Annotated in this window: 9 protein-coding genes; 5 read left to right on the plus strand and 4 right to left on the minus strand. The window is 63.6% G+C overall.

What is annotated here, in order from left to right:
* Positions 1-218 precede the first annotated feature (218 nt).
* Positions 219-1,796 carry an FAD-dependent oxidoreductase gene (locus tag S6FBBBH3_RS09405; RefSeq protein WP_120177499.1) on the plus strand — a complete coding sequence of 526 codons (1,578 nt, stop codon included), beginning with the start codon at positions 219-221 and terminating at the stop codon, positions 1,794-1,796.
* Positions 1,797-2,022: 226 nt separating this feature from the next.
* Positions 2,023-2,790, plus strand: a complete 768-nt coding sequence (locus tag S6FBBBH3_RS09410) for a Crp/Fnr family transcriptional regulator (protein WP_123957694.1) — start codon at positions 2,023-2,025, stop codon at positions 2,788-2,790.
* Between the two features lie 7 nt (positions 2,791-2,797).
* On the opposite strand, the gene S6FBBBH3_RS09415 is transcribed toward S6FBBBH3_RS09410, so the two are convergent.
* Complete coding sequence (locus tag S6FBBBH3_RS09415; protein ID WP_120177889.1) at positions 2,798-4,138, minus strand: citrate synthase; 1,341 nt, start codon at positions 4,136-4,138, stop codon at positions 2,798-2,800.
* A 344-nt stretch (positions 4,139-4,482) separates the two neighbouring features.
* On the opposite strand from S6FBBBH3_RS09415, the gene S6FBBBH3_RS09420 reads away from it, so the two are divergent.
* A complete protein-coding gene (locus tag S6FBBBH3_RS09420; RefSeq protein ID WP_120177501.1) occupies positions 4,483-5,469 on the plus strand; it encodes a malate dehydrogenase in 987 nt (328 codons plus the stop codon).
* Between the two features lie 172 nt (positions 5,470-5,641).
* On the opposite strand, the gene S6FBBBH3_RS09425 is transcribed toward S6FBBBH3_RS09420, so the two are convergent.
* Complete coding sequence (locus tag S6FBBBH3_RS09425; protein WP_120177502.1) at positions 5,642-7,195, minus strand: TerC family protein; 1,554 nt, start codon at positions 7,193-7,195, stop codon at positions 5,642-5,644.
* Between the two features lie 256 nt (positions 7,196-7,451).
* On the opposite strand from S6FBBBH3_RS09425, the gene S6FBBBH3_RS09430 reads away from it, so the two are divergent.
* Positions 7,452-8,051 carry a PIN domain-containing protein gene (locus tag S6FBBBH3_RS09430; RefSeq protein WP_120177503.1) on the plus strand — a complete coding sequence of 200 codons (600 nt, stop codon included), beginning with the start codon at positions 7,452-7,454 and terminating at the stop codon, positions 8,049-8,051.
* Between the two features lie 18 nt (positions 8,052-8,069).
* Here S6FBBBH3_RS09430 and S6FBBBH3_RS09435 read toward each other — a convergent pair whose 3' ends face one another.
* Positions 8,070-9,737 carry a bifunctional metallophosphatase/5'-nucleotidase gene (locus S6FBBBH3_RS09435; protein ID WP_120177504.1) on the minus strand — a complete coding sequence of 556 codons (1,668 nt, stop codon included), beginning with the start codon at positions 9,735-9,737 and terminating at the stop codon, positions 8,070-8,072.
* Between the two features lie 521 nt (positions 9,738-10,258).
* Here S6FBBBH3_RS09435 and S6FBBBH3_RS09440 point away from each other — a divergent pair.
* Entirely contained in the window at positions 10,259-11,773 is a 1,515-nt protein-coding gene (locus tag S6FBBBH3_RS09440; RefSeq protein ID WP_120177505.1) for an alanine/glycine:cation symporter family protein, read from the plus strand.
* 122 nt (positions 11,774-11,895) lie between these two features.
* Here S6FBBBH3_RS09440 and S6FBBBH3_RS11465 read toward each other — a convergent pair whose 3' ends face one another.
* The gene (locus tag S6FBBBH3_RS11465) at positions 11,896-12,117 is read right to left on the minus strand and encodes a hypothetical protein (protein ID WP_408646486.1); all 222 of its coding nucleotides are present in this window, start codon (positions 12,115-12,117) and stop codon (positions 11,896-11,898) included.
* Positions 12,118-12,184 lie beyond the last annotated feature (67 nt).

Below are 12,184 nucleotides of genomic sequence, written 5' to 3' on the forward strand. Positions count from 1 at the left end.
AAGCTTGATGAGGCCTGATGAGCCCCGATCGGGGCTCGATCGAACGTTGATCGGCCCCCGAGGAAAAACCCCGAAATGTGATCCGCATCACGGATGCGCGAAGCGCTTTTTCCGAGAATGAATTTCGACCGTTCGAACGGGCGGGGAAGCCCCCGGGACGACCACCCGACGCTTTCCGCCCTCACGAGCAAAAGGCTCGGTTTTCAAAGGAGAAAGAGATGCTCAATCGTCGTCAGTTCTTGGGCTCGGCCGCTGCGGCCGCCGCCGTTTCGGGTATGACGGGCGCCTCCACGGCGCAGGCCGCGGTGCAGAAAAAAGAGATCGATCTCGTCATCATCGGGGGCGGTCTCGGGGGTCTTGCCGCCGCGAACGCCGCCGTCAACAAGGGCGTGAAGCCCCTCGTTCTCGAAAAGCTCCAGTTCCTCGGGGGCGCCGGGCTCTTCCCCGAAGGGTCGCTCGGCGTCAACACCCGCTACCAGAAGGAGCACGGGATCAAAACGACCGTGCAGCAGGTGCTCGACGCGGCGCTTCAGTACCACCACTACCGGTGCGACCCGGCCGTGCTTCGCGTTCTCATTGAAGAATCGCAGCGCACGATCGACGAAATTCAGGACATGGGCGTCGAATTCCGCGGCATTCGCACGATGTACGACAAGAGCGAATCGCTCATGACCTGGCACCTCTTCAAGGGCGGTGCGGCCGAAGTGATTCGTCGCTTCATCGACAACATCAAGGCGCGCGGCGGCGAAATCCTCACGCAGACGACCGCTCAGAAGCTCGTCGTCGAAAACGGCGCCGTCTGCGGCGTTGAAGCCGTTAACGCGAAGGGCGACAAGCTCATCATCCGTGCGAAGAAGGTGATCATCGCCACGGGCGGCTTTGCCGCCAACAAGGAAATGCTCGCGCAACACGTCTTCGATTCGTCCGCGCTCGGCATGGTCGAACCGATTTGGCTCCGCGGCCCGGTGGTCGACGGCCGCACGGGCGACGGCATCAAGATGGCTCAGCTCGTCGGTGCGGGCGTGGCGGGCATGCACACGGTTGCCGGGAACGCGCCGTACCTCCCCGACGTGCCCCCGATCAACCAGTTCTCGGGCCCGGACGAACTCAAGCAGGGTCGCTGCGCTCTTGCTCAACCCTGGCTCTGGGTCGATCACACGGGTCGCCGCTTCTTCAACGAATCGCGCGGTTCGGTCTTCGTCGACGTCTACAACGCCATGACGAGCGCGGGCGGCGTCCTCTACACGATCTTCGACCAGGAAAAGATGGATCGCATGATTCAGAAGGGGGCTGTTCTGCCCTTCAACGCAATCGTGCTCGCGGACGTGCCGCTTAAGGCCCTTCCGAAGACCTGGGAAATCGGTCGCGAACGCGGATGGGCCTTCAAGGCCGACACGATCGAAGAGCTCGCGCAGCAAATCGGCGTGCCGCCCGAAAACCTCATGGACACGATGAAGAAGGTCAACAGCTACGCCGAAAAGGGCGTCGACCCCGAATTCGGTCGCAAGAAGGAACACCTTGTCAAATTCAACTTGAAGAAAGGTCCCTACTACGCGCTCAAGGGCATCCGCGCCTTCTTCCTGACGTTGGGCGGCGTGACCGTGACGCCCGCCTTCGAAGCGAAGAATCCGCAGGGCGACGTGATCCGCAACCTCTACGTCGTGGGCCAGGACATCGGCGGTCTCTACGACTCGTCCTACGACCTGCGTTGCGAAGGTTCTGCCTCGTCCTTTGCCATGACGTCGGGGCGCGTTGCGGCCGAACACGCGATCGCCGCCATCGAAGCGGGCCGCTGATTCCGGCAGAGAGACGTTCCGGCCATACGGTCGGAACGTCCTCCCCCGCAATTCCACCCCCAGCCCCCGAAAACCCCGTAACCCGCCCCGGTTTGCGGGGTTTTCATTGTGGCGTTGAGAGAGGGACTCGTGCACAATGTGAGCGACTGAAAACGTTCGGTTTATTCGGCAACAAATGCGTTCATCCAACCTGCCATCCCGTTTTCCGGTCGCCCGTTCTCCGTTCGTGTCCGCTTCTTCCTACGCCGCCATGACCGAAATCTCCCTCGACGTCTTTCCCTGCGTGTACGGTTCCATCCCGTGGCTCGTGCCGCCCGACGAACCCGAGGCCGTTGCGTTTTTGCTCGAACACGGCACGCCCGTCGTGTTCGAGCGGGGCGAAAGCATCTTTTTCGGAGAGAAGCAACTGGTCTTTCTCATCGAATCCGGGCTCGTCGCGACGCTTCCCGGACGGGCGGCGGATTACCGCCGCGCGGTGGGGCTTTTCGGACCGCACACGATTCTCGGTGCGGTGCGCGCGCTCGGGCGCGGCTCGCGCGGGATGCCGCTCGACGCGCGGACGCTCACGCGCGTCTCGGCACGGAGCCTTCCGATCGGGGATTTCCTCGCCGCCGTTGAAGCAAAGCCCGAACTCCATATCCGCATGCTACAGAATTGCGTGCGCAAGTCCGAAAACCAGCTCGAAGGCGTCATCGTGAACGACCTTCTGCCCGTCGGCGTGCGGCTCCTCGTCCTTCTCGAAGTTCTGATGCGCGCGGGCGGCGCCCCGGAAGAGCCCGAAGCGGGGTTCGTGCCGCTACCCTTCGACGTAACGGTATCGGACCTGGCGACGATCGTGCACGCCACGCGCGAAATGACGAGCCGACTCCTGTCGGACGCCGTGCGCGAAGGGCTTCTCGACAAAAAGGGACGGCACCTTTACGTCGACCGACAGCGTGTCGCGCACGGAATCGTGCTTGCTCGGCGCGATCCCAAAGGAATCTGCGACGCTTGAGCCTTTCTCAGGGCAGCGTCTCGGGGAGGTGCCGCAGGGGCGAACCCGTATAGACCTGACGGGGACGCGCCAGGCGCAAGTCGTTGGACTCAAGGAGTTCGTTTTTCTGCGCGAACCAGCCGACGGTGCGCGCAATGGCGAAAATCGCCGTAAAGAGCGGCGTCGGAATGCCTATCGCCCGCTGCACGATCCCGGAATAGAAGTCGACGTTGGGGTAAAGGTGCCGTTCGATGAAATAGTCGTCCTCCAACGCAATCCGTTCGAGTTCGAGCGCAAGCGCGTAGGTCGGATCGTCGCGCAGCCCGAGTTCGTCGATCAGCTCGTGACAGATGTTGCGGATGATCCGGGCGCGGGGGTCGTAGTGTTTGTAGACCCGGTGCCCGAACCCGATGAGCCGCGTTTCTTTCGCTTTGACGCGACGAATGAAGTCGGGAATCGCCTTGACGCCGCCCGCCGCGCGCAGGCTTTCGAGCATCCGCAACGCGCTTTCGTTCGCACCCCCGTGGCGCGGCCCCGAAAGACACGCCACCCCCGCCGCCACCGCCTGGTAGGGATTTGCGCCCGCGCTCGCGCACAGACGCACGGTCGAGGTGGAGGCGTTTTGTTCGTGCTCGGCGTGAAGAATGAAGAGCGTGTCGACCGCTTTGACGGCGGCGGGCTTCGGCTCGTAGGGTTCAACGGGGAGCGCGAACATCATCTTCAAAAAGTTCGCCGCGTAGGAAAGCCGGTTGTCCGGGTATTCGAGGGGCCAGCCCATCGAGTAGCGGTAGCTCATCGCAACGAGCGTGGGCATTTTCGCGATCATCATGAGCGCGGCCTCGCGGTGCTGCTCCTGTTCGCTCATCGCAGGATCGAGCGGATAGAAGGCGGCCAGGGCCCCGATCAGCCCGACGAGAATCGACATCGGGTGCGCGTCGCGACGAAAACCGTTGAGAAGAAGCGACACCTGCTGATGCACCATCGTGTGGTGCACGATGCGGCTTCGGAATTCCCGCATTTCCTCCGCGCCCGGCAGCTCGCCTTTGAGCAAGAGCGCCGCCACCTGCAAAAAGTCGCACCGCGCGGCGAGTTCCTCGATCGGATAACCGCGGTAGGTGAGGCGCCCGGCTTCGCCGTCGACGAAACTCACGGCGCTTCGGCATGCGGCCGTACTCTGAAAGCCCGGGTCGTAGGTCGTGAGGTGCTCGGTTTTGTAGAGCGCCGAGGTGTCGATGGCGGGGGCGCCCTCGGTGCCGCGAATCACGTTGAGACGAATGGGGGCGCGACCGTCGTTCAACGTAAGAACGGCCTCGGTCGGGAAGGACGAGACGGAATCGGGGGTCGAAGGCGAAGAATGCGGATCGGTCATGAGCGTGAGTATCGGGCGCGCGGGCGTCCGAGCCGAAAAGAAGCCGAAAAACGCGTGCGGCCCCTCGGTCGGAGGCCCGCGCGCAAACCGCCTCATCCTACGCTTTCGGCTCGACGCGCGCCCGCGGGTTTTCCCTTCCGTCGCGAACTTCGATCCGGGCGGCACGGAGGGGATGCGGGCGGGCGATGCGCTTGGGGCCCGGGGATGCCGTCGGATTTGGACGAACCGTGCGGCAAACGGTACACTCTTTGCTTCGAATGTTCGATTTTTTCCTGACGAGCCCGTCCTCCGAGCGACGCCTGCGACGCCGTCCGAGCCCGGGCCCATACCACGAGGAGAACCTTGTGAAACCTCCCGTTTGCGTTACCGTTACGGGGCCCGCGGGGCAAATCGGCTACGCCGCCGTTTTCCGCATTGCCGCAGGTGCCATGCTCGGGCACGATCAGCCCGTTCATCTTCGACTGCTCGAGCGCGACAATCCGACGAGTCGCTCGAGTCTCAAAGGGCTCATGATGGAGCTCGCCGACTGCGCTTTCCCGCTCCTTGCGGGCATGAGCTCGACCACGGACCCGAAAGAAGCTTTCCGCGACGCCGACTACGCGCTCCTTTTCGGAGCCCGTCCCCGGGGACCCGGGATGGAACGCGCCGACCTCCTGCAGGCCAACGCCGCCATCTTCCGCGAGCACGGCAAAGCGCTCGACGCCGTGGCGAAGCGTTCCGTCAAGGTGCTCGTCGTCGGCAACCCCTGCAACACCAATGCCGCGATCGCCGCGAAGAGCGCTCCCTCTCTTTCTTCGAAGTGCTTCTCGGCGCTTTTGCGCCTTGACCAAAACCGCGCCCGCGCGATGCTCGCCGAAAAGACGGGCGCGCCCGTTCATCAGGTCCACCAGGTGACGGTTTGGGGCAACCACTCCCCGACCATGTTCCCCGACCTCACGCACGCGCGCATCAACGGCATGCGGGCGCTCGACCTCGTCGAACCCGACTGGGTCGAAAACGACTTCATCCCGACCGTCGCCCGACGCGGTTCGGCCGTCCTGCAGGCCCGCGGTGCGAGTTCCGCGGCCTCGGCCGCCGCGGCCGCGATCGACCACATGCGCGACTGGGCTTTGGGGTCTGCGGGCGAATGGGTGACGATGGGGGTGCCGTCCGACGGCTCCTACGGCATCCCCGAAGGGCTCGTTTTCGGCTTCCCTTGCGTGTGCCGCGGGGGCGACTACGAGATCATCCAGGGGATCGGCTTGGACGACGACGCGCGCATGCGGCTCGATCGCACGAAAGAGGAACTGCTCGGCGAACTCGAAGCCGTTCGCCCGATCCTCGAGCGATAAGGCTGCGAGAACATTTCGAGGGGCGTCTCGGGCAGAGCCCCCTCGACGCACCCGAAAACGAACACCCCGAAGTCCCGTCAAGGACGCTCGGGGTGTTTCTTTTTTCGAGCTGCGGTGCCCACCGAAAATTTGGAAGCACCGCGCTCGTTTTGCCTTCGGCCTTGCCGATCGCTTATTCGGCGGGCTCGACCTCAGGCAGAGGCTTCGTGATGCGCACCGACGCAATGCGGTTGCGTTCGAGCTGCAGCACTTCGAAGACAAGCCCTCGGATGACGATTGTGTCGCCCGTTTTCGGCATGCAGCCGAAGTGCTCCAAGAGGAGGCCCGCCACCGTGACGTAGTCGCCTTCATGGTCGACCAAACCCGTCACGTCCACGGTCTGCTCGACCGTCATGAGGTCGGTCGTGCCGTCGGCGATCCAGACGTTTTCGCCCGAGGCGACCATCGCGGCGCGGTCGCCTTCGTCGGGAAAGTCCCCGGCAATCGCTTCGAGAATGTCGTGCGAGGTCGCGAGCCCCTGGATCACGCCGAATTCGTCCGCAACGAGCACGAGCGGCGCGCGCGTTTTCTTGATGTCGCGCATCAGGCGGATCACCGTGATCGTTTCGGGCACCGTGATGACGGGACGCGTCTCGGCGATCGCGCGCAGCTTCTCTGTCGTCATCTCTTCGCGGATCATGTGCTTGGCTTTGACGTAGCCGACGACGTTCTCTAGCGTACCGTCGCAGACCGGGAAGGCGCCGTGGGGCATCGTGCGGATCTGCTCGGCGAGCTCGTCCATGGGCTTACGAAGATTGAGCCAGGCGATGTCGGAGCGCGGCGTCATGATCGTCTTGATCGAGCGGTCCGCAAGCGTCAGAACGCCCTCGACCATATGCCGTTCGTCGTCGCCGAAGGAGTGCGTCTGCGGGGCCATTTGTTCGGCCATCGTCGGCGCTTCTTCGTCCTTACTCGAACTCATGAGGCGAACGATCGCGTGGGTCGTGCGTTCGCGGAAGGGAACGCGCATCAGGTGCTTCGTCGAATTGCGGTTCGCCACCTGGTTGAAGGCTTCGATCATGATCGAGAAGCCGATCGCCGCGTAGAGGTAACCCTTCGGGATGTGGAACCCGAGCCCTTCGGCCACAAGGCTGAAGCCGATCATGAGGAGGAACGACAAACAGAGCACCACGACCGTCGGATGCTTGTTGACGAACTGCGTGAGCGGGCGGCTCGCGGCGATCATGACGATCATGGCCACGATCACGGCCGTCACCATGATGGCGAGTTCGTCGACCATGCCGACCGCCGTGATGATGGAGTCGAGCGAGAAGACCGCGTCGAGAAGGAGAATCTGCGCGATCACCATCCAGAAGCCCGCGCGGGCCGAACCGGAATTTTCCGCGTGCGGACGCGCTTCGAGGCGTTCGTGGAGTTCCATCGTCGCCTTGAAGAGAAGGAACACGCCGCCCGCGATGAGAATGAGATCGCGCGCAGAGAAGGGATGGCCGAACACGCTGAAAAGCGGATTCGTCAGGCTCACGAGCCAGGACATGATCGAAAGGAGCCCGATGCGCATGAAAAGCGCCATCGTGAGCCCGGTATAAACCGCTCGATTCTGTTGGCTTGCAGGAAGTTTTTTCGCGAGAATCGCGACGAAAACGAGATTGTCGATGCCGAGGACGACCTCGAGCACGATGAGGGTGAGAAGACCGGCCCAGAGCGCCGGATCAAACAAAAAGTCCATTCACTTTAATAGGTTGACGTCCGCACCGTCCGAAGGGCGGACCGGGAAAGCCTCCTCAAGAGTCCGATGCGGAACTCTCGAAGAGTCGGAACCCTAAAAATATCAGAGATTTCAAGCCTTATGGGTCGGTGGTTACGCGGGTTTGCACTTTTGCGCGGAGGCGCCTCGGGCGCTTGCGCGCTCCGAAACGAGGCTCCCGGGTAAACGGTCCGTGGTAGGATGACGGCCTTTCGTTTTTCTTTCACCGCTACCCACAATGCCGCTTTCCGAAGCGCGCGAGGCTCACCTCGCCCGACTGTTCGCCCGGGATCCGATTCTCCCGACCGATTCCGCTTGTGTCGCCGACGGCACGCGTGCCGGAGACGCGTTCGACGACTTTTCCCGCAGCACCCGCGGCGCGGCGCTTGTCGTCGACACGAACGTGCTGCTTGACCTCTACTACTGGAAGGATCCCCGTTCGGTCGAACTACGCTCGGCAATCGACGCCGGGCGGCTCGTTCCCGTTCGCGACCGCGCGTCCGTGCGGGAGTTGGCCGAAGTGCTCGACCGTCCCCGATTCGGGCTGGAGTTCGACGCGGTGAGTGCGCTCCTTGAGGCCTGGTGTAAAACGGCTCTCCCCGTTCCCGAAGTGCTCGTCGAGGAAGCGGGCCGAAAGCTCGTCGAAAAGCGCATCCTCTGCCGCGATCCGCTCGATCAGAAGTTTCTGGACCTTGCGGCCGCCGCCCGAGCGCTCGGGCTCGTGACGAAAGACAAGCTCGTTCTGCGCGCGGGAAAGAAACTCGCGCGGCTCGGCGTAAAAACCGCGCTCCCCGAAGACGTCGCGACGATTCTCTCTCGCGCGCCGAAAACCTTCTGACCGCCCGGCTTTCCGGCCTCAGAGCTTGTCGGGACCGTACCCCACAATGCGTCCCGTTTCGGGCATCGGTATGTCACCGAGCGATTCAAGATAGTGAGTGACCACATCCGCGTCGAGCGCGTCGTTCACGGGGATGTGCCGCGCCGCGGCGAACATCGCGAAGTCGTCGCCCCCGTCCGCGATGTATTGGAGAAGCGCCACGCGGTAGTGTTTGTTGGGATCGAGCGGCTGCCAGACTCCCTGCGCGTCGCGCACCTCGGCTGCAAGCAACCGCGAGCCGACGGGCTTTTCGGGATCGACCCGATAGCGCAGGCCCGCGGGCTGCATGAGGCGCGGTCCCTCCACGTCCTCATCCGAGAGACCGTGCTCAAGCGCGGCGAGAATCCCGCGACCGTCGATTTCGACGACGGCGATCGTGTTGCCGAAGGGATGAATTTCCTGGATCGACCCCCGATCGACCTTGCCGACCGGAAGGGACGAGCGTATGGCGCCGCCGTTCACAAGCGCAATTTCAACGCCGTAGGGACGTCCGAACGTGAGGATGGCGTCCGCCGTGAGCAACCCCGAGAGGCACTCTCCCCGACGGCACGAATCGATCCCGTCGGCGTAGCGGTTGGCGTTGCGGGCGACGGGCGTTTCGCGCAACTCCCGCAGCTTTTCCGCGGCGCGCCGCACTTCGGCTTCGAGGCGCGCGTCGCGCGGCATTTCGGGCGCAAGCCGAACGGGCGCCCCCGACCACGCGACCGCACGGCCCGCTTCGAAGCGCACTTCCAGGCGCCCGAGGTATTCGGTCGAGCGCTTCGCCTGCACGACGAGTACCGGATCGCCCGAAGGCGAATGTTCCACCGTCGGGTAGGGACCTTCGGCGTCTTCCTGGTCGCCGAGAAGACTGTGCGTATGACCGCCCACGATGACGTCGATCCCGTCGACCGCGCGCGCAAGCGCCCGATCCTCGGGGTAGCCTTCGTGCGTGATCGCAACGACGATTTCGACGCCTTCGCGCTTCAAGGCTTCGACCGCACGGCGCGCGGCCTCGGCTTCGTCGTCGAACCGGGTCTCGGGACAGGCTTTCGAAATCGCGACGACCTCGTCGTTCGCAAGCCCCACGATCCCGACCTTGACGCCGCGGATCGTTTTGACGACGTAGCCCGGAAGCTTCAGGTCCGAAAGCGCGCAGCCCTTCTCGGGCTGCAGGTTGGCGGCCAAAACGGGAAACGGCTCCTGCTCGATGAAGTCGGCCAGAGCCCGGCAACCGAGGTCGAACTCGTGGTTCCCGAGCGTGACCGCGTCCCAGGGCATGAAGGGGCTCATCGACGCGATGAGGTTCGGGCCCGACGTGCTGAAAAGGAGCGTCCCCTGCCAGCGGTCGCCCGCATCAAGCGCAATGACGTTGTCGGCCGCGGCTTTCGCGTCCCCAACCGCACGCGCGATGCGTGCGTAGCCGCCGAAACACGCCTCGTCGCGGTCGCAGGCGACGCCCCGCGGCGTCACACCCGCCGCAAAGGCGTGCGTGTCGTTGACGTGCAGGATCACAAGATCGAGCGCCTCGCCGGCGTCGCGCGCGTGAGCCGTATGAGCAGGCGCAGCAGCGACCGTCGTCCCGAGAACGAATGAGGAAAGGACGGCGCCCGCGCGGGCGGGCGCGGAGACAAGAGTCGAAAACGACGCGAAAGAGCGCAGCGGCATGTGAGTACGGGGAAAGTGCGGCAAAAATCGACCGAAGGTGCGTCGTCTCGAAAAGTCAACGCGCTTCAGGCCGAAATTCTACGACTCCCGCCGGGGAGTCGCCCCGTCAGAAACAAAACCGCATCACGAGGCTTGCCGCCGAGACGAGCCCCCAGAGGATGATCGCCGCAAAAACCAGATACAACCCGATGCGCATGAACGTGCGAAGCATTCGACTTTCCTTTCGATGGTCGGCGCGACGGGAAAACCGTGCGCCCGTGATGATTACGGCATTTTGCCTATTCGGAACGGGCGACGGACAGTTTTGTGCGCCGCCCGCAGCCGAACATACCTCATTTGCGGGATTGTATTTTGTTGCCGACTGTAATTGTCACCGTAGAATGAATTTTCGGTCGGGTGGTGAAAGTGCTCGAGAACGCAAAGGGGCTTGTGAGGCCCCTTCGTTCGTACCGTGCGTAGAAATCAAAAACCGAGGGCTCCCTCTCCCCCGGGTGGAGAGCCTCGCACATGGAGAACACAACATGGACGAGTTTACCGAGATCGTCCGGAGCATCAACAGTCTGCTCTGGGGCGTCTACTGTCTCATACCCCTGCTCGTTGGCACGGGCATTTATTTCACCCTGAAGCTCCGCCTTGTTCAGATCCGTCGCTTCGGCATGGCCATGAAGCACGTCTTCGGCGGCATCACGCTCTTCGGCAAGCACGCCGACAAGGACGGCATGTCCTCCTTCCAGTCGCTCGCGACCGCCATCGCCGCTCAGGTCGGCACGGGCAACCTCGCGGGTGTTGCAACCGCCATGGCCATGGGCGGCCCGGGCGCCATCTTCTGGATGTGGCTTGCGGCCTTCTTCGGCATGGCGACGATTTTCGCCGAAGCGCTCCTCGGGCAGGTCTACCGCTCGCGCGACGCGCACGGGCACATCCTCGGGGGCCCGGCCTTCTACATCAGTCAGGGTCTCGGCAACAAGCCGCTTGCCGCCTTCTTCGCGGTGGCGATCATCATCGCGCTCGGCTTCATCGGCAACATGGTGCAGGCGAACTCCGTTGCGGACGCCTTCCAGACCGCCTTCGGCGTTCCAGTGTGGCTGACAGGCATCCTCCTTTTCGCGCTCGCGGGCTTCATCTTCATCGGCGGCATCCGCCGCATCGCGAGCTTCGCTGAAAAGATGGTGCCGATCATGGCGCTCGTCTACATCATCGGTTCGCTCACGATCATCGTCGGTCACGGCGACATGTTCTGGAGCGCCCTCAAGTCGATCATCGTCGGCGCCTTCGACCCGGTGGCCGCTACGGGCGGCGTGATCGGCGCGGGCGTGAAGGAAGCCATCCGCTACGGCGTGGCCCGCGGCCTCTTCTCGAACGAAGCCGGTATGGGTTCGACCCCGCACGCGCACGCCATCGCCAAGGTGCGTCACCCGGGCGAACAGGGTCTTGCCGCGCTCGTCGGTCTTTTCGTCGACACGTTCATCGTCCTCAACATGACGGCCTTCGTGATTCTCACGACGGGCGTCCTGGACGGCAAGACGACGGGCATCTCGCTCACGCAGAAGGCTTTCGAAGTCGGCCTCGGGCCGATCGGCAACGGCTTCGTTGCGGTCTGCCTTCTCTTCTTCGCGTTCACGACCATCATCGGCTGGTACTTCTTTGCCGAACAGAACGTGAAGTACCTCTTCGGCAACCGCTGGGTTTCGACCTACCGCGTGATCGTGCTCTGCTTCCTCATGCTCGGCTCCTTCCTGCACGTGAACCTCGTCTGGGAACTCGCCGACCTCTTCAACGGCCTCATGGTGATTCCGAACGTGATCGCTCTGATCGGGCTCTCGAAGGTCGTGGGACGCGTGCTCGACGACTACGAGTCGAACTTCCTCAAGGGTCACACCCCGGCCTACGGCGAACTCTCGCCGAGCGGCGGTCTGCCCCGCACCGAGCACCCCGCCCGTCCCCTGCGCGAAGGCGCCCGCTGGCATACGACGCGCATCCGCACGCACCGCGAACACGAACCGCATCGCGGTGATCGCGCCGAGGGCGAGAAGTAAAATCGAGGTCCTGAGACCTCTCGCGAAGAGCGCACCGTGATCGATGCGTTCCTCGCCACTGAAAAAAACGCCGCGAGTCCGACGGGATTCGCGGCGTTTTTCGCTTTCGAGCCGAGGCTTCTTCAGCGGTTCTCGGACGTCTGTTCGGACGACTTTTCGCCGCCGTTGCCGCCGTTGCCGAGTTCGGACGCGGTTTCGGAGATCTTGTCCCCCGCCTTGCCGAGCGCTTCGCCCACGTGGGCGGCGCCCTTCTTCACGTCCTGGCCGAACCCTTCCACGGTGTTGCACCCGGCCGTACCGAGCGCCGCAAGAAGAGCGAAAAGCAAAGCAATTTTTCGCAGCATGGAGTTTTCCTCGAAATGGGTGCGCGTGCGCGGCACGTGTCCGCGGGCGCCGGATCGGATGTTGCGC

Origin of the sequence: Sutterella megalosphaeroides (genome assembly GCF_003609995.1) — a bacterium.
Lineage (GTDB): Bacteria > Pseudomonadota > Gammaproteobacteria > Burkholderiales > Burkholderiaceae_F > Sutterella > Sutterella megalosphaeroides.